Origin of the sequence: Thermophilibacter provencensis (genome assembly GCF_030372065.1) — a bacterium.
Taxonomy (GTDB): Bacteria; Actinomycetota; Coriobacteriia; order Coriobacteriales; family Atopobiaceae; genus Thermophilibacter; species Thermophilibacter provencensis_A.
Window position 1 is genome coordinate 1 of the sequence record NZ_JAUDEA010000016.1, and the last position, 20,802, is coordinate 20,802.

The following is a 20,802-nucleotide window of genomic DNA, read 5'->3' on the forward strand; positions in this document are numbered from 1 at the left end:
TTGTCATCACCCCTGTCAGGTCGCCCCCCGCCATCGCCGCCCCGGGCCCGCTAGCGACACGCGTTGACGAAGGAACGCCAGAGGTTGAAGTCCGTCTCAAGCTGACCCCAGGTGTACTCCGGGTGCCACTGGACGCCCAGGCAGAAGCGTCGCTCGGGCACCTCGATGGCCTCCGGGACCCCGTCGGTGGCGCGCGCGACCAGGCGAACGCCCTCGCCGAGGGCGCTCACGCAGCAGTGGTGCGCAGAGTTCACCTGCGCGGTACGGGCACCGCCGAGAGCGCGCTGCAGGAGCGACCCCTCCTCCACCTCGATGGGATGCGCGGGGCCGTTGAGGATTCCCACGTGGCGCCACTGCACCATGCCCTCACGCGCGCCCAGGCTTGGCACGTCCACGCAGAGCGTCCCGCCAAGAGCCACGTTGAGCAGCTGCGTCCCCCTGCAGGTGGTGAAGAGCGGTACGTCCCGCTCAAGGGCGCGTCGCACGAGCGGGAACTCAAAGGCGTCGCGCTGCTCGCAGAGAAGGGCGGGGTCATACGGTATGGTGCTCCCCCATCGCGCGGGATTGACGTCCGGCCCGCCCGGCACGGCAACGCCGTCGGCCATGTCAACGTAGGCATCGATCACATCCTCGTCGGTGGTGATCGCCATCATGAGCGGCAGGCCACCGGCGGCAAGTATCGCGTCCACAAAGCAGTCCGCAATCGCCTCCAGCGGGGCCACGCGCTCCTCCCCGCGCATGGACTCGGGCATCCAGCGCGGGGCAACGAGGACGACCGGTCTTCTCGCCATGGCTAGTGCCCCCTGATGGAGTCGAGAAAATCGCGCGCACGCTGCGTCTTGGGATGGTCGAAGAACTCGTCCGGAGAGCCCTCTTCCACGATCTGGCCCTCGGCCATGAAGATGACGCGGCTCGCCACGCGGCGCGCAAATCCCATCTCGTGCGTCACCACGACCATGGTCATGCCGCCGCGTGCGAGCTCCACCATGACATCGAGAACCTCGTTGATCATCTCGGGATCGAGCGCGCTCGTGGGCTCGTCGAACATCATCGCCTTGGGGCGCATGGCAAGGGAGCGCGCGATGGCGGCACGCTGCTGCTGGCCGCCCGAGAGCTGCGCGGGAACCTTGTTGGCCTGCTCGCCCACACCCACGCGCTCGAGAAGCTCCATTGCGCGCGCCTCTGCCTCTTCCTTGGAGAGGCCCAGCACCTCGCGCGGGCCAAGCGTCACGTTGTCGAGGATGCTCAGGTGCGCGAAGAGGTTGAACTGCTGGAAGACCATGCCCAGCTCGGCGCGCATGCGCGTGAGGTCGCGTCCCTCCTGCGGCAGCGGCTCGCCCTCGATGAGAATCTCACCGGAGTCGATGGTCTCCAGGCGGTTGATGGTGCGGCACATCGTGGACTTGCCGGAGCCCGAGGGCCCAATGACCACAACGACCTCGCCCTTCTCGACCTTGAGGTTGATGTCGCGCAGGACGTGCAGGTTGCCGTAGTGCTTGTCCACGTGGCGAAGCTCGATCACGGGAACGTCCCGCCCGCTCTTCTCGACGGTGTCTGTCTTGGACATGGTTCTCCGTTCCCTAGCGGATGATCTTGGCGCCGGTCCTGCGCGAGACGTAGACCGCCGCCTTGTTGATGGCAAAGTTGATGAGGATGTAGACGAGCGCGATTACGAGGTACATTGAGACGAGCGCGTCGTAGCTCGTGATGAGGACGCGCGCGTTCTGCATGAGGTCGGGAAAGCTCACCACGTAGGCAACCGTGGTGTCCTTGACCACCACGACGAGCTGAGCGATGAGCGAGGGTATGACGTAGCGCACCGCCTGGGGCAGCACGATCTTACGCATGGTCTGCGCCGGCGAGAGGCCAATGGAGAGCGCCGCCTCCACCTGCCCCTTGGGCACGGCGTTCACGCCCGCGCGAAAGACCTCCGCGAGAACCCCCGCCGCCGCAAGCGCAACCGGCAGCGTGAGCATCCAGAACGGGGGCATCTTGACCCCCAGCTGAGCCGGCACAAAGAAGAGGAAATAGATGAGAAGCAGGCTCGGGACGCCACGGAAGAAGTCCGTGACCACGCGACAGAGCGCGGCAAGCGGGCGGACGCCGCTCGTGCGGCCGAGCATAAGGAGCAATCCCAGCACGAGCGATATGGCGCCTGCCGTGAGGGCCACGGAAACGGTGCCGAGAAGCCCCTGCCCCAGGAAGCGCCACGTGGTCCACTGCAGGAAGAGCGACCAGTAGCGCGGGGCGAGCTGCCCCGTCACGTAGAATTGCCGGACAACGGCCGCGATGCCAAGAAGCACGACGACGGCCGTGATTGCGGTGCCAATGCGCACCCTGCGGCGGGTGCGAGGCCCGGGCGTTTCGTAGAGGGCGTCGCGCATGGAGAGCGTAGGAGTTGGGCTGCTCATCGGAGAATCCTCACCCTCTTGTCAAGGCGGTTGCCCACAAACGAGATGGCCAGGGCGCTGAGCGCGTAGCCAAGGGCCGAGACGAGAAACGCCAGAACGCCTCCCGTCGCGCGCGTGTTGACGTAGGAGACCACACCAGTGAGCTCCTGCGGGTTGAGCGGCACCTGAGAGCCCAGGGCAGTAGTGAGCATGACGGCGATGAGCAGGTTGGTCATGGGGAGCACCGTGGTTCTCAGTGCCTGGGGGATCACGATCTTGCGAACGATCTGCGTGAAGGAAAGGCCGATTGAGCGCGCCGCCTCGATCTGCCCCACGCTGATGGTGTTGATGCCGCTCATGAAGTTCTCGGAGCCAAACGCAGAGCCCAGAAGGACGGTGGTCACGATGACGCAGGTGCGCCAGTCGAGCACGATGCGCAGCTCCGGAAGGGCGTAGGCAATGATGATGAGCAGCGCCACGCCGGGGATGTTGCGAAAGACTTGCACGTAGAGGTCGCCCACCAGACGAAGCGGCCCATACGGCGAGACTCGCGCCACCGTGACGAGCACGGCAAGCGCCATCACGAAGACAAACGACACCGCCGTCATCGACCAGGTGGCGAGAAGCCCCTGCAGGTACTTGTCGCCATACGTTGAGAGCAGCTCAGAAAGCCCCATCACACCTCCTCATGGTGAAAAGTGACGGCCACTTTTCATCATGCGCCGATGGCGGGCGGGTTGGGGACAGTCTCAACGCCGGCGCGGTCGCCGATGCAGAGCTGCCAGAGCTCGGCCCAAAGGCCCTCGTCCTCGATGCGCTGGAGCCACGCGTTCACGAAGTCCACGCCATCGGAATCGAGCGGCAGGCCAATGCCGTAGGCGTCAACCGGGCCAAATTCCTCGCCCGCAAGGCGATAGCGCCCGGGATTGCGGGTCATGTTGCCCATCTGCATGGCGGTGTCGATCACGTAGGCGTCAACGCGTCCCTGCTCAAGGGCGCTTCTGGCCTCCTCGTCAGTGGCAAACTCCTGAATGAGCGCCTCGGGGGCGTACTCCTCCAGGATGCTCGGGCCGGTGGAGCCCGACTGTGCGGCAACGTTTCTGCCCGCAAGGTCCTCGAGGGAGTTGATGTCTGAGTTGTCCGCCATCACGAGGATGGACTGCTGCGTGGTGTAGTACGGCCCGGCAAAGGAGATGACCTTCTTGCGGTCGTCGTTGATCGAGTAGGTGGCAAAGACCGCGTCCACGGAGTCATTCTGTAGGACGGACTCGCGGGTGTTGGAGGTGACCTGCGTGAGCTCGTAGGCATTCTCGTCACCAAGGATGTAGCGGGCAAGCAGCTGGAAGAGGCCGGCGTCAAAGCCGCGCGTGGCACCGTCCTTCTCGTTGAGGAGGCTGAAGAGCAGCGACGTCTGGACGCCGCCCACGCGCAGGGTGCCGGCGTCGCGCACCTTGGTGGCCCACGCGGAGGCAGCAATCTCGTCATCTGCCGCCACGGGGCCAGTGGCGAGAAGGGCGTCATAGGCCTCGGCGTCAAGCTGCGCCTCCTCCGGGGTCTCCCCGCCCGAGCCCTCGGGGGCGGGTGCATCGTCGCAAGCGGCAAGGCCAAAGGCGGAAAGCGCGGCAACGCCCAGGCCGAGTGCCTGGCGGCGCGTGAGATTGAGGTTTGCAATGGTCATGTGGGGCTTCCTTTCCCTGGGGTCCCGTACACGTTCCCTAATTGTACCCGCTGCGCTAGGAATTAAACCTCCCGCGACGGCGCCATGTAGCGGCGCCTGCTCCACCCTCTCCTCGCCGAGTGTACGAAAGTCTGAGTTTTATCATTGTAACTCAGCTCATTTACCCAGCGTTTCCCCAGTTGGCGAGAAGGATCCGCAGGCGCGGCGGAGAAACTCACGCTGACTTTCGTACACTCGGCGAGAAGGAAAGAGGGCGACGAGGGGAACCGGAACGCAAAAGCCCGGACGCCGAAGGTGGCGACCGGGCTCGAAGAGGCTATCGGGGAGCAGTTAGCCGAGCAGCTCCTCGACGTCGAGGGCGATCATGTACTCCTCGTTGGTGGGGACCACCATCACGGTGATCGCGGAGTCCGGCGTGGAGATCACGCGCGGCTCGTCGGAGCGCGGCGCGTTCTTCTCGGCGTCGATCTTGACGCCCATCCAGCCGAGGAGCTTGCAGATGTCAGCGCGGATCTCGGGCGCGTTCTCGCCGATGCCCGCGGTGAAGACCATGGTGTCCACGCCCTGCATGGAGGCAGCCATCTCGGCAAAGAGCTGGGAGACGCGGTAGTTGAACATGTCGAGGGCAAGCTGGCACTTCTCGTCGCCCTCGGCGGCACCGGCCTCGATGTCACGGGAGTCGGACGAGACCTCGGACACGGCGAGAAGACCGGACTTCTTGTTCATCATCGTGTCGATCTCGTCGATGCTCATGTGCGCCTCGCGGCTGAGGTAGAAGACCGTCGCCGGGTCGAGCGTGCCGCAGCGGGTGCCCATGATGAGGCCGTCGAGCGGCGTGAGGCCCATGGTGGTGTCCATGCACTTGCCGTCCTGGATGGCGCAGAGGGACGCGCCGGAGCCGAGGTGGCAGCTCACAAGCTTGTGGGTCTTGTCGCCCATCATCTCGTGGACCGTGCGCCAGATGAAGCGGTGGCTCGTGCCGTGGGCGCCGTACTTGCGGACGTGATAGGTGTCGGCGACGTCGCGCGGGATGGCGTAGCGCCAGGCGTGCTCGGGCATGTGGTAGTGGAACGAGGTGTCGGGCACGATGACGTTGCCGAGCTCGGGGAACATGTCACGGCAGATCTCGATGACGTCGGCCTCGGCGTAGTTGTGCAGCGGCGCCAGCGGGGCGACCTCGCGGACCTGGGCGAGCGTCTCGTCGGTGACGATCGCGGACTCGGGGAAGTACCAGCCGCCCTGGACCACGCGGTGGCCAATGCCGCCGATGGGCTTGTCGACGGTCTTCAGGATGTCAAAGACGTACTTGATGGCGGTCTTGTGGTCAGGAAGCGCGACCTCGAGCTTCTGCTTCTCGCCGCCCATCTCCTCGTGACCGACGAACGAGCCGTCGATGCCAATGCGCTCGCAGTTGCCCTTGGCATAGACCTCGCGCGTGTCAACGTCGAGAAGCTGGTACTTGAGCGACGAGCTGCCGGCGTTGATGACCAGAACGTTCATGACTCTCCCTTCGCGGGGACTCCCCCACTCTCTCTTCCCACAGACATGGCTATGATACGCCCGAACGAGCCGTTTTGGGTGCGACGTCGACAAACGGAGAGCGAGCGGCGCTGCGGGCGTTCGCGCGGGTTGCTGCCTCGTACTGCCACCCTCCGGTTTTGGGCAAAACATTTGATGCTCGGACGTCCGAGCGGCGGAAGCTCCACCCAAAACCGGCCCAAACGGTGAAAAACGGGGCGAGAAGAACCTGTTGTGAGGTCCTTCTCGCTCCTGGATATAAAACTTGTTGCCCAAAACCAGACGTTTGCTGCAGCGGCGCAATAGTTGCGTGACACGCCAGGCGGGAAAACCCAAAACCAGGCAAAACCGTGCACGTCACAGAAGCCGGCCGCTGCCAGGGCAGGGCGCTCGCGCGGCCGAGACCCTACGCCGGGATGAGACCCTCGCCGAGCGGCTTGCCACCGAGGACGTGCATGTGCAGGTGCATGACGGTCTGGCCGGCGGCGGTGCCCGTGTTCATGATGCAGCGGAAGCCCGTCTCGGCGATGCCGCACTTCTCGGCGACGGCGCGCACGGCGGCCTCCATCGAGGCGAGCGTCTCGGCGGGAACGTTGTCCACAAAGTTCTCGTGGTGTGCCTTGGGAACCACAAGCACGTGGACGGGTGCCTGCGGGTTGAGGTCGCGGAAGGCGACGACGTTCTCGTCCTCAAAGAGAAACTCGCTCGGAATCTCGCCGTTGGCAATCTTGCAGAAGATGCAGTCGGACATGTGCGTTCCTTTCTCGCGGCGCGTGACGTTACTCGTTGATGTAGGCCGTGCTCGGTGCGGAGACGGTGTCCGTCACCGGGGCGTCCTCGTTGGTGGCGTCGAGAAGGACGCGCACCTTCTGCTCGGCCGTGGACAGGCGCTCGCGCAGGCTCTTCAGCAGCTCGACGCCGCGGCCGTAGCGCTCAAGCGACTCCTCGAGCTCGAGCTCGCCGGACTCGAGGGCGCGCACGATCTGCTCGAGCTCTACGGAGGCCTCCTTGAACGTCATCTCGTCAATGGGGCGATAGGTGGTCTCTGCCATGATCTTCTCACCTTTCCGGGCCCAAGGCCCTGTCAGTCGCAAACGTTGGTCACCGTGGCCTCAAATGAGCCCGCGCCCAGAAGCACGCGCACCTCGTCACCCGCAGCAAGCTCGGAGGCGTCCTTCACCACGTGCCCGGCGCCGTCGCGCGCGATGGCGTAGCCGCGCGCGAGCACCGAGAGCGGAGAGAGCGCGTCAAGCGAGGCGGCCAGGCGCGCGAGCGTTGACTCGGCCGGCCTCGTGAGCCGCGGCGCGAGCTCGACGAGGCGCGAGGCGACGCGCGATACGCCCTGCTCCTCGCGAGCAAGGGAGCGCGGGATGGCGTCGTGCAGGCGCTCCTCGGTCTGCGCGAGGTCACTTATGCGGTCGTGCAGCGGGGCCAGCGGGTCGACGAGGCACCTTCTCGCGCCGAGCGCGTCGAGCGCAACGCGGCGACGGGAGAGCTCGGACTCCACGGTGCTTCTCGCAAGCTTTGCAAGCGCGTCCACGCGCTGCGCGCGCACCTCGAGCGCGGCGGACATGGCACGGCCAAGACGAACCTGGCGCTGCAGCATCTGTCGCTCGACCTCGTCGATCGCGGGCGCCACGGACTCGGCCGCCGCGGTGGGCGTTGAGGCGCGCCGGTCAGCGACCATGTCCGCGATGGTGGTGTCCGGCTCGTGTCCAATGCCCGTCACCACGGGCACGGGGCATGCGGCGATGGCCCGAGCGAGACCCTCGTCGTTGAAGCACATGAGGTCCTCGAAGGAGCCGCCGCCACGCACGAGCAGGATGGCGTCGGGCCGCGATGCGGCGGCGGTGCCGAGCGCGCGGATGATCGTTGCCGGGGCGTCCGCGCCCTGCACCGAGCAGCCCACCACGTCAATCTCAACGAGCGGGTTGCGGCGCGCGAGCGTGCGCTTGACGTCCTCGATGACGCTGCCGGAAAGCGACGTCACCACGCAGACGCGCGAGCAGAACACGGGCACGTGGCGCTTGCGCGCGGGGTCCATGAGACCCTCGCGCTCGAGGGCGCGCGCGAGCTCCGCCACCTGCTGCCGAAGGAGGCCCTCGCCCGCCGCCTCCACCTTGCTCGCCACAAAGGAGAGCTTGCCGGAGGCCTTGTAGATATCAAACTTGCCCGTGAGCTGCACCGCGAGGCCGTCGCGAAGCTCAAAGCCCATCTTCGCCGCCGTGCCGCGCCACACGATGACGCTCATCGAGGCGCCATCGTCCTTGACCTCAAAGTAGCAGTGGCCGGAGCGGGCGTTGGGGCCGCGAAAGCCCGAGACCTCGCCGTTCACCACGAGCGTGGGCCACGCGGAGACCGCGCCCTTGGCGAGCGCGACGGCGTCCGAGACGGAGAGCGGAGCCTGCCCCTCGCCCTTCTCGGCCATCACTCGTCACCCCTGCTGCCGTAGCGGCCAAGAAGGTAGAGCAGCTGCATGATGGAGGTGAGCGCCGCCGCAACGTAGGTAAGGGCGGCAGCGGTGAGCACCGAGCGGGCGCCCTTCTCGTCAAGGCCCGATCCATACGCGGAGAGGTAGGCCACCGCGCGGCGCGAGGCGTCAATCTCCACCGGAAGCGTCACGAGCTGGAACGCCACCGCTATGGCGAAGAGGGCAATGGCGAGCTTGACGAGGCCAAACATGTTGAGGAAGACGCCCATGAGAAGAACGACGACCCACCCCTGCTGGGCGATGTTGACCACGGGGACGAGCGCCGTGCGCAGCCGGTAGAAGCCGTAGCCCTGGGCCGCCTGGATGGCATGGCCAGCCTCGTGGCAGGCAACGGCAACCGAGGCGACGGAGGCGCCGCGGTAGTTGTCATCCGAGAGGTGCAGGCGGTTGTCCCGAGGGTCGTAGTGGTCGGTCAGGCTGCCCGGCGTGCGCGTGATGCCCACGCCCTCGGCGCCGCCCTGCTCGAGCATGGCACGGGCGACGTCCGCCCCGGTGCCGGGAATGCCGGCGCGCACCTTGGACCACTTGTTGTACGTGCTCCTGATATAGGCCTGGGCCGCTCCGCCAATGATCAGGGCGAAGAGCGCGACCATGAGGTAGCCCATGTCCATCCCGTAGCCAAAGCCATAGTAGAAAGGCATCCCGTCTCCAATCCTAGAGGTTGAGACTCATTCTACCCGGAGGGCCGGACAACAATTCGCGCGGGCGCGCGCTACAGCAGCTCGATCCGACCGGACTTGACGGTGAGGCCCACCTCGCCGGAGAGCAGCTGCGCGAGCGTGCGCCCCGCAAGCTCCCAGCGCCACCCGGAGGCAAGACGCGAGCTCCCTCGGTCCTGGAGGAACTCGAGCAGGTCGTCACGCGTGGCGATGAGCTGGGTGGCAACGCCGCTCTTCTCGGAGACGAGCCTCAGCACGGCGTACATGAGGTCGACCACGCCCTCGGCCTCCGCGGAGGGGCGGGCGTGCCTGGCCATCTTGGGGCACTCCTCCGCCGGACACGAGGCACCACGGGAGACGGCCTCGACGAGCGAGCGAGCGTCCCCCTCGGAGAGCTGCTCGGTGTTGCGGATGCGGCGCAGGCGCTCAGGGCTCGAGGGCGCGCGCTTGCAGACCTCGACGATGACCTCGTCAGACATGACCCACTTGCGCGGGATGTCGCGCTCCGCGGCCACGCCCTCGCGCCATGCGCACACCTCGCGGGCTATGGCGAGCTGGCGTCGCGTAAGGGAGCTCGCCCGCTTGAGGCGCTGGTAGGCATCCCTCGGGTCGCGACAGATGCGAGAGGCGTCGCAGAGGCGCTCCATCTCGGGCTTCACCCACGAGAGGCGGTCCTTCTCGATGAGCGCGGACATCATCTGGTCGTAGATGCCCGGGAGATAGCGAACGTCATCCTCGGCGTAGGTGAGCTGCTCGGGGTCGAGCGGGCGCCGCGACCAGTCCGTGAGCGACTCCGCCTTGGCGAGGTGGACCCCGCAGTACGCCTCGACGAGCGAGCCGTAGCTGACCTGCTGGCGCATGCCGAGAAACGCCGCAACGAGCTGCGTGTCAAAGACGGGGGCGCACATCACGCCCATGCCGTCGTAGAGAACCTCGAGGTCCTGCGTGCAGGCATGGAAGACCTTGGTGATGGAGGGGCTCTCGAGAAGCGCGGCGAGCGGCGAGAGGTCCTCGATCGAGATGGGGTCGATGGCGGCGATGTCGTTGCCGGCGGCAACCTGCACGAGGCAGAGCTTGGGGAAGAAGGTCCTCTCGCGGAGAAACTCCGTGTCGACGGCAAGGACCTTGGATGTTGCGGCGCGCTCGCAGAAAGCGATGAGCTCGTCCTGGGTTGAGAGGTACAAAGACGCTCGATTCTCTCATGCGGTGATTGGGTACACTTTTGGAACGACGGCCAAGGCCGACGGCACCCTATGATACAAAAACTGTCGCATCGCTTCTTATGGGGAGGAAAGCCGTGCGCACGCTCATCATCCACAATCCAAAGTCGGGCTTTGGCTCCGATGCCGTCTTCCAGTTTGCGCGCGCCCTCGTGCGCGGCGGCGACGAGTGCGTCCTCAGAATCCTCGCGGGGGGCTTTATCGCGCGCGAGGCCTGTGCGGACGCGGAGGACTTTGACCTTGTCGTCGTCTCCGGCGGGGACGGCACCGTGGCGGCGCTGCTCTACGAGCTTCGCGGGCGAGACGTGCCCGCCTGCGTGTTTCCCTCGGGAACCGCAAACCTCCTGTGCGCCAACATCGGCAACGCGCCCGAGCCCTCCGCTCTTGCGCGCGCCTGTCGCAAGGGAAGGACGGCCGAGCTCGACCTCGGAGAGATTTCCTGGACGGACGAGGGCGGCAACCACGTGGTCCGAGGCTTTGGCCTCATGTCCGGCACGGGCTTTGACGCCCAGCTCATGCAGGCCGCGCTCCCCAACAAGGCCATCATGGGCCAAGCCGCCTACTTTGCCGCGGCGCTTGCCAACCCCCGCCCCGAGGTCGAGCACTTCAGCATCACCGTTGACGGCCGCACCTACGAGCGCGACGGCATCACCTGCCTTGTGGCAAACAACGCCATGATCCAGGGGGACATCCAGCTCGTTCCCAACTGCCGCATGGACGACGGCATGCTCGACGTCATCATGGTTGAGACCTCAGACGCCGCCCAGCTGCTCAAGCCCCTCGCCTTTGGGCTCGTTGACCGAAGCGGCAAGGCGATGGGCCGGCCCCACCTTGAGAGCTTCTCGGGCCGCAAGATCCGCGTTGAGTGCTCGCACCCCGTTCCCATCGAGGTTGATGGCGAGGTCGTGAGCGGGCTCGTGCGCTCCTACGAGGCCCGCGTCCTGCCGCGCGCCGTTCGTCTCGTCGTGGACGCCATGAGCCCCTACGGAGGCACGGACGACGCCCCCTCCCGCTTTGGGGACTCCGACGTCATCGCCTACCCAAAGTAACGCCCGCAGGCCCTATATCACGAGGCCCAGCAGCGCATAGGCAACCATGCCCGCGAGGGCGCACCAGATGAGCGAGCCGGTCTTTCTGGCCACCGCAACCACGAGCGCCGCAGCGAGAAGCGCGGGCACCGATATCCCTGCGACCGGGTCAAAGAGGTCGTTGGCAACGAGCGCCGCAAAGGCGGCCACGGGGATGAGGCCGAGGGCCTCGCTCACCCGCGGCGAGAGCTCGCGGCCCTTGAGCGCAAAGAGCGGGACGCACCGGCAGACCAGGATGACCGCGAGCACGCTCAGGTAGAACACGAGGAACTCGCCCTGGCTCATCGCTCCCCTCCCCGCCCCCTGCGCACCGCGCCCGCAACGAGCCCGGCCGCAACGCCGATGAGCGCACCAAGAAGGACCGCAAGCGATCCCGCGCCCAGCGCCTTGAGCGCGACCACGCCCGCGACCGACGCGACGGCAACGACCGCGGTGACGCGGTCCCAGCGCTGCCCCGCGAGCAGGCACACGAAGATGGACGTCATCGCAAACGACATCACGGCCGTGGGGATGGCGAGCGCCGGCCCCACGGCGGCGCCGAGCGCGTTGGCCGCGGCCCAGGAGAGCATGCTCGTAACGTTCACCGCCGTGGCGCGCGAGACGTCCCACTCCCCCGCCGAGGCAAAGCACTCGAGGTTGACGCCAAAGCTCTCGTCGGTCACCGTGGCCGCAAAGAGGAGCGCGAGCGGCTTGGGCGCGCGAGAGGCATACGGGGAGAGCGCGGCCGAGTAGAGCAGCTGGCGCGTGCTCACGAGTGCCACGCTCGCGATCATGGAGACAACGGGCGTCCCCGCAAGCGCGAGCGAGGCCATCATGAACTGCCCCGCACCCGAGTAGAACGTCGCGGAGAGGAGAAACGCAGCCGCCGGGGAGACGCCCACCTCCGCCGCCATGACGCCACAGGGGATGCCTATGGCAACGTAGCCGAGCATGATGGGGAGCGCCACCGGGAGGGCGGCGCGAACGTCATCGCGAAGGCCCATGGGCTAGCCGAGGTCCGCCGGGAAGCGCACGCCCGCCTGCGAGCGGATCTGGTCCATCACGGCAAGCGAGTCGAGCGTGACGCGCTCAAAGCGCTCGCGGGCGGCAAGGGCGCGCTCGTCTCCCAGCACGGCGGCCACAAAGTCGTCGATCTCGCAGACCATGTCGTTTTCCGGCATGGGAACCTCAAGGCGCCTTCCCCGGGCGCTCTCCACGCGAAACACCTGGCCCTTGTCCTCGTGCTCGTAGAGCCTGAGGTCAACGGGACCGGAGGTCGGCTCCCAGGTGAGCGTCGCCCGCTCGCCCTCCACCTGCGAGGGCAGGACGTCGTCGCTCGTCTTGCCGTAGGAGAGGCTCACGACCTTGTCGCCATAGCCCAGGAGCGCCTCGCCGGCAAGGTCAATGGCGGAGCACGGGTCATCCGGGGCGCAGCCGGGAACGACGGACGTGACGGAGAGGGCGCGCACGACATCGGGCTTCCCAAAGAGCGCGATCGCGGGCTCCACGCAGTAGACGCCAATGTCCATGAGCGCGCCCGCGGACATGCGCGGGTCAAAGATGTTGATGCGCTCGCCCGCCAACAGGCGCCCCATGCGCGAGGTGACCTTGGAGAAGCGCAGGGTTGCCAGGCGAACGGGGCCCAGCTCATGGGCCACGATCTTCTCGATGGCGGAAAACGTTGGCGTGTGGAGGTTGCGCGTGGCCTCCAGGGCAACCACGCCCGCCGCGCGGGCGGCGTCAAAGACCCCGCGGGCCTCGCGCTCGTTGGACGCAAAGGCCTTCTCCACGAGCACATGCTTGCCGCCCACGATCATCTTGAGCGCCTGGGGCGCGTGCAGGGCGTTGGGACTCGCCACGTAGACGGCGTCAACCTCAGGGCTTCTCGCCAGCTCGTCGAGGCTGTCAAAGAAGCTCGACGCTCCGCGCGGCTCGCCAAAGGAGCGCGCCCGGGCAAGATCGCGCGAGTAGGTCCCCACAAGCTCGGCGCCCTCGCTCTGAGCCAGCGCATCGCAGAAGCGCTCGCATATGCCGCTCGTGCCAATGGTCGCAAACCTGAGCATGGACGTTGCTCCCTTCCCCGTGCCGGTGAAGCCCAATTCTACACCGTGCGCAATTCTCGCACCCATCCCAACAAGCTGCTAAGGTGTAGCAAGACACTTTGATCTGGGGGTCATATGTACGCTTTCGAGGGACGCGTTCGCTACAGCGAGTGCGACGAGGCCGGACGGCTCTCGCTCGTCTCGGCAATGAACTACCTGCAGGACTGCTCCACGTTTCAGTCCGCCGAGCTCGGCCAGGGCATAGGGAGCCTCACCGACCGCCGCCTTGCCTGGGTGCTCGCAAACTGGGCCATCGAGGTGACCCGCCTCCCGCGCTTTGGCGAGAAGATCCGCGTCTCCACCTGGTGCTACGAGATGTCGCGCGCGCACGCGCTCAGGAACTTCCGGATCGAGGAAGCCTCCGGAGCAACGCTCGTGAGCGCCGACTCCCAGTGGTTTGTCTTTGACGTGGAGAGCGGGCACGCCACGCGCGTTCCCGACGACCAGCGCGTCTACCTCAGCGAGGAGCCCCGCCTCGACATGGCGCCCCTCGCCCGTAGGATTCGCGTGAGCGGAGAGGGCGAGGCGGCCCCCTGCGTGAAGGTGGCGCAGAGCTATCTCGACACCAACCATCACGTGAACAACGCCCAGTACGTGAGGCTTGCGCTCGACGCCCTCGAGTCCCTCGGGCACGAGGCGCCGCTCGGGAGGATCCAGGTCCAGTATCGCTCGATGGCACTTCTCGGCGACGTTGTTGCCGCGCGCGCCTTTGCGTGCGAGGGCGGCTGGGACGTCGTGCTCTCCGACGAGAGCGGCTCCACGTACGCCATCGTCAGGCTTCAGGCATAGGAGGAATCCATGAACATCCATGTTGCCGCCGCACTCATCAACCAGGACGGACGGCTGCTCGCCGCCCAGCGCTCAACGGGATCCCAGGCCGGCGCCTGGGAGCTCCCCGGCGGTAAGGTCGAGGAGGGCGAGTCCTCCGTCGAGGCCCTTCGCAGGGAGATCGGCGAGGAGCTCTCGTGCGAGGTACGCTCGGCGTGGCTCTACGACACCGTTGAGTTTGACTACCCGGAGTTCCACCTCACGATGGACTGCTACATCACGAGGCTCGACCCCGAGGCGCACCCCAGCTGCGACCCGGAGGTGCACTCCGAGCTGCGCTGGCTCGCCCGAGACGAGCTCTTTGACGTTGAGTGGCTGCCGGCAGACGTGGACCTTCTCCGCGGCCTTGCGTACTACTGGGACGAGGCGTTCTCGGACCAGCTCCTCTAGCGGGCCGCGCCCGCGTGTCCGGCGCGCTTGCTATGATGGACTGAGACGAAAGGAGCTCCATGAGCGAAGAGATCAACGAGACCCCTCAGGTCGTCGACCCCGTCATAGAGAGCGCGAGCGCCACCACGAGCCCCGACAACTCAAACTCGGGCCACGCCGCCTACGTCATCTTTGGCTGCGGCATCGCCCTTCTCGTCATCCTGACGCTGGGGCTCTCGAGCTGCGTCTCCACCGTCTCCAAGCTCGTGGTGAACGACCATGCCCTCGACCACGGCAACGGCTACGAGCTCTACTACGACCACGACGGATACGACGGGTACGACGACTACGACTACCTCGATGACTTTGGACTCGAGTTTGACTACTACTTCAACAGCGGCATGACGGCCCGCTAGTCCCAGCTGGAGCAACATGAGCAAAGCAGACGACATCTTCATCGCAATGTGCTCGGACATCATCGAGCACGGGACCACCACCGAGGGCCAGAAGGTGCGCCCGCGCTGGGAGGACGGTACCCCCGCCTACACCATCAAGCGCTTTGGCGTGTGCAACCGCTACGACCTGCGCGAGGAGTTTCCGGCGCTCACGCTGCGCCGCACGGCCCTCAAGTCCGCGATGGACGAGGTTCTGTGGATCTACCAGCGCAAGTCCAACAACATCCACGACCTCAACTCGCACATCTGGGACGAGTGGGCCGACGAGACCGGCTCGATCGGCAAGGCGTACGGCTACCAGGTTGGCGTGAAGTCCCACTACTCCGACGGCGACTTTGACCAGATGGACCGCGTCCTCAAGGACCTGCGCGAGAACCCCTACTCGCGTCGCATCATGACGAACCTCTACACGTTCTCAGACCTCCACGAGATGAACCTCTACCCCTGCGCCTACAACGCCATCTACAACGTGACGCAGGAGCCCGGCGAGAACCGCCCCACCCTCAACATGGTGCTCGTCCAGCGCAGCCAGGACGTGCTTGCGGCCAACAACTGGAACGTCTGCCAGTACGCCATTCTCCTCATGATGGTGGCGCAGGTGAGCAACATGAACGCCGGCGAGCTCGTCCACATGATCGCGGACGCCCACATCTACGACCGTCACGTGGACATCATCCGCGAGCTCATCTCGCGCCTCACGTTCCCGGCGCCAAAGGTGAGCCTCAACCCCGAGGTCACGAACTTCTACGACTTCACCACCGACGACCTCATCGTCGAGAACTACGAGCACGGCCCGCAGGTCAAGAACATCCCGATCGCGGTGTAACGGAGCTGGCCGGCGAGAAGGGCTGGAGTAATGCCCCGTGCTCAAACAGCTTCGGCGCACAGAGCGCGCCTGCAGAACTGCGCGCGGGGCAATGCGCCGGGCCTTCTCGCCTACCCTTTTCGGCTCGACGGCCCTGACGCTTTGTCCCGCCGCGAGTTCCGCATGAGCCGGAGGCGACTTAATGTCGCCTCCGTGCGAAGAGGACTGTCCGAGCGCCGGGGCAATGCGCCGGGCCGCCCCTCACAGAAAGGTATGAGAGATGACATGCAAGCTGAGCGCGATCGTTGCGGTGTGCGATGACTGGGGCATCGGGCTCGATGGGGGGATGGTCGTCGAGAACCGCGAGGACATGAGGCACTTTGTCGCCTGCACCACGGGTCATCCCGTCATCATGGGGCGACGGACGCTCGAGAGCTTTCCGGGAGGGCGCCCGCTCAAGAATCGGCGCAACATCGTGCTGACGCGCGACCCGTCCTTCTCGCGCGAGGGCGTTGAAGCGGTTCACTCCGTTGAGGAGGCGCTCGATGCCGTGGCCGGAGAGGACGAGGCGTGGGTCATCGGGGGCGATCAGGTCTATCGCCAGCTTCTCCCCCGCTGCGAGCGGGCCGTCGTCACGTGCAACCACTGCGTGCGTCCCGTTGATAGCTGGTTTCCCAACCTTGACGAGAACCCCGAGTGGGAGGTTGCGGACGTGCGAGAGGGCGGCGCCACGCCCGAGGGCGTTGGGTTTGAGTTTGTGACGTATTGCCGCGCCTGAGGCTCTTCTCGGCGAGCAGCTCATGTGCGTAATGACAAGTTGGGGTCTTTTGTGCGCTACTCGGCCGGCTCCTCAGCAGGCGCCTCGGCGCCCTCGTCCACGGGAGCGAGCCCGGCGATGACGTTGGAACCGCCATAGAGAGCCGAGAAGAACTCCTCGCTGCCGGAAACGTTGGCAGCCCAGCCGTCATCGCCCTTCGTGAGCGCAAGGGAGACCGTCGTCGTGACGGGGTTCTCGTTGGCATCAAGGTGCGCGTAGACCAGGTCAACAAGGTGCGAGAAGAGCGCGGCCTTGCCACCCTGCGCATAGGTGTCCTCGGAATCCTGCGTCTCAGTGAACGCGGTGAAGTCGGCGCCCGCGGCATCAAGCGCAGCAGAGAGGCTCGTGTTGGTAACCGTCACGTCCACGGTGGCGGAATCACCGTCAACGCTCGCCTCGCCAAGCTCATACGAGAAGTTCTTGAAGCAGTGACGGTGCCAGTCGTCCGCAATGACGCCGTACTTCTCGAGGACCTCCATCGTGGCCGCGTCGCCAAAGTCCGCAGCGGGCCAGGCCGGGTCCTCGGGCTCCTCGCCGTCCTCGTTGGGAACGGGGACAACATAGCTCTCGAGCAGGGCGCTGGCCGCGTCCTTTACCTGATCAGTCTCGGACTTGCACGCCGTTGTCCCAAAGCCAACGAACATGGCCAGGGCACCCGCGGCAACAAGGCGAAGAAAGTCACGTCGAAGCATCACAACACACTCCCCCACTCGATTTCACGCAGACAAGCTTACCGCATTCATCATGACAGTGGGCTCTGACGCCACAGTCACAACGTGACACTGACGTCAGAGCCCACTGTCACGCCGTCATGAAAGGACCCGCCAGCCGCAGGGGGCTGACGGGTCCCAGGGTGACTATCCGTGAGGGGCTAGTCGATGTCGAGCGCGGCGTCGACCTGGCTGCGGAGGAACTCCTCGGCGTCCTTGCGGCCGCGGGAGAGCTCGGCGGCGGCCATGACGGGCACCCAGTAGTGCACCTTCTGCTTGGCGACGTCAGCCTTCTTGGAGAAGGCCTCGAGGTACGCCTCGGCGTGGCCGGGGTGATACATCTTGAAGAGGATGTAGGTCATCGCGGCGTCGGCCTCGGGGAGGCCACGGGTGACGTGGGCCCAGTCGCAGGCGTAGAGCGTGCCGTCCTCGGTCACGATGACGTTGGAGGGGTTGAAGTCGCAGTGGCAGATGGCACGGCCGGAGCCCATGCGATCGGCACGCATCTGGAGGTCGTAGCGCACGGACGGGTCAAGCTCCTTGACCTTGCCCACCATGCCGGCGATCTTGGTCTTCTGGTCCTTGAGGAGCTCGGGAGCGGGTGTGTTCTGGATCTCGATCTGGAAGTCCACGAACTGCTCGAGGAGCTTGTCGTACTCGTCGGTGCCCTCGGCGGCGTCCATGAGGGAGCGCATCGTGACGCCCTCGACGTACTCGGTGGCCAGGGCCCAGGAGCCGTCGGCAACCTGGGAGACCTCGAGGATCTTGGGGACGCGCACGCCGGCCTCGATGACACGGGCGATGTTCAGGGCCTCGTTGAAGATGTCAGAGGCCGGCTTCTCGGCCTTGAACACCTTGACGATGCGGTCGCCATCGACGTAGACGGCCTTGTTGTGGCGCTCGACGATGACCTTCTTGCTGTCAGAGAGTTCCATTGCTGCCTCCTTCTGGGCAACGAGAAGAACGTGTGCGGACTAGTCCTCGTAGGAGCTGGGCTCGCGGCCGTAGAAGGCGTCGAGGTAGAGCTCCTTGATCTCGGACACGAGCGGGTAGCGCGGGTTGGCGCCGGTGCACTGGTCGTTGAACGCGTTCTCGGACATCTCGTCGATCGTGGCGAGGAAGTCCTCCTCGGTGACGCCAAAGCCGGCGATGGTCTCGGGGACGCCCACGTGAGCCTTGAGCTCCTCGATGCGGGCGATGAAGTTCTCGAAGACCTCCTTGTCGTCCTTGCCCTGGATGCCGCAGAAGCGACCGGCCTCGGCGTAGCGCGCGAGGGTCTTGGGGTGATCATACTGCGGGAAGGTGCCCATCTTCACCGGGCGCTCAGCGGCGTTGTAGCGCATGACGCGGGTGAGGATGACGGCGTTGGCCAGGCCGTGGGCGATGTGGTGATAGGCGCCGAGCTTGTGGGCCATGGAGTGGTTCACGCCGAGGAAGGCGTTGGCAAAGGCCATGCCGGCGAGGCAGGACGCGTTGGCCATGTGGTCACGGGCCTCGACGTCGGTGCCGTCGTCATAGGCGCGCTCGAGGTAGTTGAGGACGAGCTTCATGGCGCGAAGCGCGAGGCCGTCGGTGTAGTCGGACGCCATGATGGAGACGTAGGCCTCGAGGGCGTGGGTGAGGACGTCGACGCCGGAGGCGGCGGTCAGGCCCTTGGGCTGGGTCATCATGTTGTCGGTATCGACGATGGCCATGTTGGGCAGGAGCTGGTAGTCAGCGATCGGCCACTTGGTGCCGGTGTTGGCGTCGGTGATGATCGAGAACGGCGTCACCTCGGAGCCCGTGCCGGAGGAGGTGGGGATGGCCACGAAGAAGGCCTTCTCGCCCATCTCGGGGAAGGTGTAGATGCGCTTGCGGATGTCCATGAAGTCCATGGCCATGTCCTCGAACTTGGCCTCGGGGTGCTCGTACATCATCCACATGATCTTGCCGGCGTCCATGGCGGAGCCGCCGCCGATGGCGATGATGCAGTCGGGCTCGAAGGCCTTGACCTGCTCGAGGCCGCGCTCGCAGTCCTGGAGCTTGGGGTCAGGCGAGATGGACCAGAAGCTGGAGTAGACGATGCCCTGCTCGTCGAGGGACTCCTCGATCTTCTTGGTGAAGCCGCTCTTGTAGAGGAAGGAGTCGGTGACGATGAAGGCGCGCTTCTTGCCGTAGACCTCGGAGAGCTCGCGCAGGGCCACGGGCATGCAGCCCTTCTTGAAGAAGACCTTCTCGGGGACACGGAACCACAGCATGTTCTCACGCCTCTCTGCGACGGACTTGATGTTGAGCAGGTGCTGGGGGCCAACGTTGCCGGAGACGGAGTTGCCGCCCCAGGAGCCGCAGCCGAGCGTCAGCGACGGCGCCATCTTGAAGTTGTAGATGTCGCCGATGCCGCCCTGGGCGGCCGGGGTGTTGATGAGGATGCGGCAGGTCTTCATGCGCTTGGCGTGCTCGGCCATCTTCTCGGTCTCGCGCGTGTCGATGAAGAGCGAGCTCGTGTGACCGTAGCCGCCGTCGGCGATGAGGCGCTCGGCCTTGGAGAGGGCGTCCTCCCAGTCCTTGGCGCGGTACATGCCGAGGATGGTGGTCAGCTTCTCGTGCGCCCACGGCTCGGAGGGCTCAACGGACTCGACCTCGCCGATGAGGACCTTGGTGCTCTCGGGGACGGTCACGCCGGCGGCAGCGGCGATCTTGGGAGCGGGCTGGCCGACCATCTTGGCGTTGACGCCGCCGTTGACGATGACGGTGTTGCCGACCTTGGCGATCTCCTCGCCCTGGAGGAAGTAGCAGCCGCGCTTCTGGAACTCGGCCTTGACCTTGTCATAGATCTTGTCGAGGACGATCACGTTCTGCTCGGTGGCGCAGATCATGCCGTTGTCGAAGGTCTTGGAGTGGATGATGGAGTTGACGGAGAGCTCCACGTCGGCAGTGTCGTCGATGATGGCGGGGTTGTTGCCCGGGCCAACGCCGAGGGCGGGCTTGCCGGAGGAGTACGCGGCGTTGACCATGCCCGGGCCACCGGTGGCCAGGATGATGTCAGCGGAGCGCATGAGCTCGGCGGTCATGTCGAGGGACGGGACGTCGATCCAGTCGATGATGCCCTTGGGGCAGCCGGCGGCCTCGGCGGCGTCGCGCACGATGCGGGCGGCCTCGGCGGTGCAGGCCTTGGCGCGGGGGTGCGGCGAGATGAGGATGGCGTTGCGGGTCTTCAGGCAGATGAGCGTCTTGAAGATGGCCGTGGAGGTGGGGTTGGTCGTCGGGATGACGGCGGCAACCAGGCCGATGGGCTCGGCGATCTGCTTGTAGCCGAAGGCCTTGTCGTCGGAGATGACGTCGCAGGTCTTCATGTCCTTGTACTTGTTGTAGATGTACTCGGAGGCGTAGTGGTTCTTGATGACCTTGTCCTCCATGATGCCGTAGCCGGTCTCCTCGACGGCCATCTTGGCCAGCGGGATGCGGGCCTTGTTGGCGGCCATCGCCGCCGCGTAGAAGATCTTGTCCACCTGCTCCTGGGTGAACTTAGCGAACTCGGCCTGCGCGGCACGCATCTCCTTGATGCGGGCTTGCAGCGCCTCGACGCTGTCAATCGTGGTCGTAACGTTGTCTGCCATGCGTTCCTCCTATTTCTCGGACCGCGCGGGCGACGCATCGCAAACGCGGTCGTACAAAGGACAGGATAGTGATGGGTGATGCTGACGCAACGAGCCA

The 20,802-nt window shown here is 65.8% G+C and carries 23 protein-coding genes; 6 read left to right on the top strand and 17 right to left on the bottom strand.

The features are described from left to right. Positions 1-50: 50 nt before the first annotated feature. From QUW25_RS08580 to rnd, 11 genes are all read right to left on the bottom strand, one after another. A complete protein-coding gene (locus QUW25_RS08580; RefSeq protein ID WP_289511794.1) occupies positions 51-791 on the bottom strand; it encodes a gamma-glutamyl-gamma-aminobutyrate hydrolase family protein in 741 nt (246 codons plus the stop codon). 2 nt (positions 792-793) lie between these two features. Continuing rightward, positions 794-1,567, bottom strand: coding sequence for an amino acid ABC transporter ATP-binding protein (locus QUW25_RS08585; RefSeq protein WP_289511795.1), 774 nt, complete (start codon positions 1,565-1,567; stop codon positions 794-796). Between the two features lie 13 nt (positions 1,568-1,580). Continuing rightward, the gene (locus QUW25_RS08590) at positions 1,581-2,411 is read right to left on the bottom strand and encodes an amino acid ABC transporter permease (protein ID WP_289511796.1); all 831 of its coding nucleotides are present in this window, start codon (positions 2,409-2,411) and stop codon (positions 1,581-1,583) included. Continuing rightward, a complete protein-coding gene (locus QUW25_RS08595) occupies positions 2,408-3,067 on the bottom strand; it encodes an amino acid ABC transporter permease (protein WP_289511797.1) in 660 nt (219 codons plus the stop codon). Before QUW25_RS08595 ends, QUW25_RS08590 begins: the two co-directional genes overlap by 4 nt. A 38-nt stretch (positions 3,068-3,105) precedes the next feature. Further along, positions 3,106-4,068 carry a glutamate ABC transporter substrate-binding protein gene (locus tag QUW25_RS08600; RefSeq protein WP_289511798.1) on the bottom strand — a complete coding sequence of 321 codons (963 nt, stop codon included), beginning with the start codon at positions 4,066-4,068 and terminating at the stop codon, positions 3,106-3,108. A gap of 330 nt (positions 4,069-4,398) precedes the next feature. After that, positions 4,399-5,568: an acetate/propionate family kinase gene (locus QUW25_RS08605; protein WP_289511799.1), complete on the bottom strand. Its 1,170-nt coding sequence runs from the start codon at positions 5,566-5,568 to the stop codon at positions 4,399-4,401. Positions 5,569-5,992: 424 nt separating this feature from the next. After that, the gene (locus QUW25_RS08610) at positions 5,993-6,337 is read right to left on the bottom strand and encodes a histidine triad nucleotide-binding protein (RefSeq protein ID WP_289511800.1); all 345 of its coding nucleotides are present in this window, start codon (positions 6,335-6,337) and stop codon (positions 5,993-5,995) included. A gap of 28 nt (positions 6,338-6,365) precedes the next feature. Beyond that, positions 6,366-6,638: an exodeoxyribonuclease VII small subunit gene (gene xseB / locus QUW25_RS08615; RefSeq protein ID WP_289511801.1), complete on the bottom strand. Its 273-nt coding sequence runs from the start codon at positions 6,636-6,638 to the stop codon at positions 6,366-6,368. Positions 6,639-6,670: 32 nt separating this feature from the next. Continuing rightward, positions 6,671-8,014, bottom strand: coding sequence for an exodeoxyribonuclease VII large subunit (gene xseA, locus QUW25_RS08620; RefSeq protein ID WP_289511802.1), 1,344 nt, complete (start codon positions 8,012-8,014; stop codon positions 6,671-6,673). After that, a complete protein-coding gene (locus tag QUW25_RS08625; protein WP_289511803.1) occupies positions 8,014-8,718 on the bottom strand; it encodes a zinc metallopeptidase in 705 nt (234 codons plus the stop codon). Before QUW25_RS08625 ends, xseA begins: the two co-directional genes overlap by 1 nt. Before the next feature lie 71 nt (positions 8,719-8,789). Next, positions 8,790-9,920 (bottom strand): ribonuclease D, encoded by a 1,131-nt coding sequence (gene rnd / locus QUW25_RS08630; RefSeq protein WP_289511804.1) that lies wholly within the window; start codon positions 9,918-9,920, stop codon positions 8,790-8,792. Between the two features lie 113 nt (positions 9,921-10,033). Between rnd and QUW25_RS08635 the strand changes: the two genes are divergently transcribed. Further along, positions 10,034-11,005, top strand: coding sequence for a diacylglycerol/lipid kinase family protein (locus QUW25_RS08635; RefSeq protein ID WP_289511805.1), 972 nt, complete (start codon positions 10,034-10,036; stop codon positions 11,003-11,005). Positions 11,006-11,017: 12 nt separating this feature from the next. On the opposite strand, the gene QUW25_RS08640 is transcribed toward QUW25_RS08635, so the two are convergent. The 3 genes from QUW25_RS08640 to QUW25_RS08650 are packed head-to-tail and all read right to left on the bottom strand — an operon-like array spanning position 11,018 to position 13,086. Continuing rightward, complete coding sequence (locus tag QUW25_RS08640; protein WP_289511806.1) at positions 11,018-11,329, bottom strand: AzlD domain-containing protein; 312 nt, start codon at positions 11,327-11,329, stop codon at positions 11,018-11,020. Next, positions 11,326-12,027, bottom strand: coding sequence for an AzlC family ABC transporter permease (locus QUW25_RS08645; protein WP_289511807.1), 702 nt, complete (start codon positions 12,025-12,027; stop codon positions 11,326-11,328). The genes QUW25_RS08640 and QUW25_RS08645 overlap by 4 nt, the downstream gene beginning before the upstream one ends. A gap of 3 nt (positions 12,028-12,030) precedes the next feature. Beyond that, positions 12,031-13,086: a Gfo/Idh/MocA family protein gene (locus QUW25_RS08650; protein WP_289511808.1), complete on the bottom strand. Its 1,056-nt coding sequence runs from the start codon at positions 13,084-13,086 to the stop codon at positions 12,031-12,033. A gap of 114 nt (positions 13,087-13,200) precedes the next feature. On the opposite strand from QUW25_RS08650, the gene QUW25_RS08655 reads away from it, so the two are divergent. The 5 genes from QUW25_RS08655 (at position 13,201) to QUW25_RS08675 (ending at position 16,360) form a co-directional block, all read left to right on the top strand. After that, complete coding sequence (locus QUW25_RS08655; protein ID WP_289511809.1) at positions 13,201-13,914, top strand: acyl-[acyl-carrier-protein] thioesterase; 714 nt, start codon at positions 13,201-13,203, stop codon at positions 13,912-13,914. Between the two features lie 9 nt (positions 13,915-13,923). Then, positions 13,924-14,343 carry a (deoxy)nucleoside triphosphate pyrophosphohydrolase gene (locus tag QUW25_RS08660; RefSeq protein WP_289511810.1) on the top strand — a complete coding sequence of 140 codons (420 nt, stop codon included), beginning with the start codon at positions 13,924-13,926 and terminating at the stop codon, positions 14,341-14,343. A 59-nt stretch (positions 14,344-14,402) separates the two neighbouring features. Further along, positions 14,403-14,738, top strand: coding sequence for a hypothetical protein (locus QUW25_RS08665; protein WP_289511811.1), 336 nt, complete (start codon positions 14,403-14,405; stop codon positions 14,736-14,738). A 16-nt stretch (positions 14,739-14,754) separates the two neighbouring features. Further along, on the top strand, positions 14,755-15,603 hold the full coding sequence (gene thyA, locus QUW25_RS08670) for a thymidylate synthase (protein WP_289511812.1): 849 nt from the start codon (positions 14,755-14,757) through the stop codon (positions 15,601-15,603). A gap of 259 nt (positions 15,604-15,862) precedes the next feature. Then, positions 15,863-16,360, top strand: a complete 498-nt coding sequence (locus QUW25_RS08675; RefSeq protein ID WP_289511813.1) for a dihydrofolate reductase — start codon at positions 15,863-15,865, stop codon at positions 16,358-16,360. Between the two features lie 56 nt (positions 16,361-16,416). Here the strand turns inward: QUW25_RS08675 and QUW25_RS08680 are convergent, their stop codons facing one another. The 3 genes from QUW25_RS08680 to adhE form a co-directional block, all read right to left on the bottom strand. Continuing rightward, positions 16,417-17,091 carry a hypothetical protein gene (locus tag QUW25_RS08680; protein ID WP_289511814.1) on the bottom strand — a complete coding sequence of 225 codons (675 nt, stop codon included), beginning with the start codon at positions 17,089-17,091 and terminating at the stop codon, positions 16,417-16,419. Between the two features lie 179 nt (positions 17,092-17,270). Next, a complete protein-coding gene (locus tag QUW25_RS08685) occupies positions 17,271-18,044 on the bottom strand; it encodes a phosphotransferase (RefSeq protein ID WP_289511815.1) in 774 nt (257 codons plus the stop codon). 39 nt (positions 18,045-18,083) lie between these two features. Beyond that, positions 18,084-20,705, bottom strand: coding sequence for a bifunctional acetaldehyde-CoA/alcohol dehydrogenase (gene adhE, locus QUW25_RS08690; protein ID WP_289511816.1), 2,622 nt, complete (start codon positions 20,703-20,705; stop codon positions 18,084-18,086). Between the last annotated feature and the right edge of the window lie 97 nt (positions 20,706-20,802).

Excerpts from the sequence above, each read along its gene's own strand:
- QUW25_RS08580 (WP_289511794.1), bottom strand. The coding sequence starts at position 791 with ATGGCGAGAAGACCGGTCGTCCTCGTTGCCCCGCGCTGGATGCCCGAG.
- QUW25_RS08585 (WP_289511795.1), bottom strand. The coding sequence starts at position 1,567 with ATGTCCAAGACAGACACCGTCGAGAAGAGCGGGCGGGACGTTCCCGTG.
- QUW25_RS08590 (WP_289511796.1), bottom strand. The coding sequence starts at position 2,411 with ATGAGCAGCCCAACTCCTACGCTCTCCATGCGCGACGCCCTCTACGAA.
- QUW25_RS08595 (WP_289511797.1), bottom strand. The coding sequence starts at position 3,067 with ATGGGGCTTTCTGAGCTGCTCTCAACGTATGGCGACAAGTACCTGCAG.
- QUW25_RS08600 (WP_289511798.1), bottom strand. The coding sequence starts at position 4,068 with ATGACCATTGCAAACCTCAATCTCACGCGCCGCCAGGCACTCGGCCTG.
- QUW25_RS08605 (WP_289511799.1), bottom strand. The coding sequence starts at position 5,568 with ATGAACGTTCTGGTCATCAACGCCGGCAGCTCGTCGCTCAAGTACCAG.
- QUW25_RS08610 (WP_289511800.1), bottom strand. The coding sequence starts at position 6,337 with ATGTCCGACTGCATCTTCTGCAAGATTGCCAACGGCGAGATTCCGAGC.
- xseB (WP_289511801.1), bottom strand. The coding sequence starts at position 6,638 with ATGGCAGAGACCACCTATCGCCCCATTGACGAGATGACGTTCAAGGAG.
- xseA (WP_289511802.1), bottom strand. The coding sequence starts at position 8,014 with ATGGCCGAGAAGGGCGAGGGGCAGGCTCCGCTCTCCGTCTCGGACGCC.
- QUW25_RS08625 (WP_289511803.1), bottom strand. The coding sequence starts at position 8,718 with ATGCCTTTCTACTATGGCTTTGGCTACGGGATGGACATGGGCTACCTC.
- QUW25_RS08640 (WP_289511806.1), bottom strand. The coding sequence starts at position 11,329 with ATGAGCCAGGGCGAGTTCCTCGTGTTCTACCTGAGCGTGCTCGCGGTC.
- QUW25_RS08645 (WP_289511807.1), bottom strand. The coding sequence starts at position 12,027 with ATGGGCCTTCGCGATGACGTTCGCGCCGCCCTCCCGGTGGCGCTCCCC.
- QUW25_RS08650 (WP_289511808.1), bottom strand. The coding sequence starts at position 13,086 with ATGCTCAGGTTTGCGACCATTGGCACGAGCGGCATATGCGAGCGCTTC.
- QUW25_RS08655 (WP_289511809.1), top strand. The coding sequence starts at position 13,201 with ATGTACGCTTTCGAGGGACGCGTTCGCTACAGCGAGTGCGACGAGGCC.
- QUW25_RS08660 (WP_289511810.1), top strand. The coding sequence starts at position 13,924 with ATGAACATCCATGTTGCCGCCGCACTCATCAACCAGGACGGACGGCTG.
- QUW25_RS08665 (WP_289511811.1), top strand. The coding sequence starts at position 14,403 with ATGAGCGAAGAGATCAACGAGACCCCTCAGGTCGTCGACCCCGTCATA.
- thyA (WP_289511812.1), top strand. The coding sequence starts at position 14,755 with ATGAGCAAAGCAGACGACATCTTCATCGCAATGTGCTCGGACATCATC.
- QUW25_RS08675 (WP_289511813.1), top strand. The coding sequence starts at position 15,863 with ATGACATGCAAGCTGAGCGCGATCGTTGCGGTGTGCGATGACTGGGGC.
- QUW25_RS08680 (WP_289511814.1), bottom strand. The coding sequence starts at position 17,091 with ATGCTTCGACGTGACTTTCTTCGCCTTGTTGCCGCGGGTGCCCTGGCC.
- QUW25_RS08685 (WP_289511815.1), bottom strand. The coding sequence starts at position 18,044 with ATGGAACTCTCTGACAGCAAGAAGGTCATCGTCGAGCGCCACAACAAG.
- adhE (WP_289511816.1), bottom strand. The coding sequence starts at position 20,705 with ATGGCAGACAACGTTACGACCACGATTGACAGCGTCGAGGCGCTGCAA.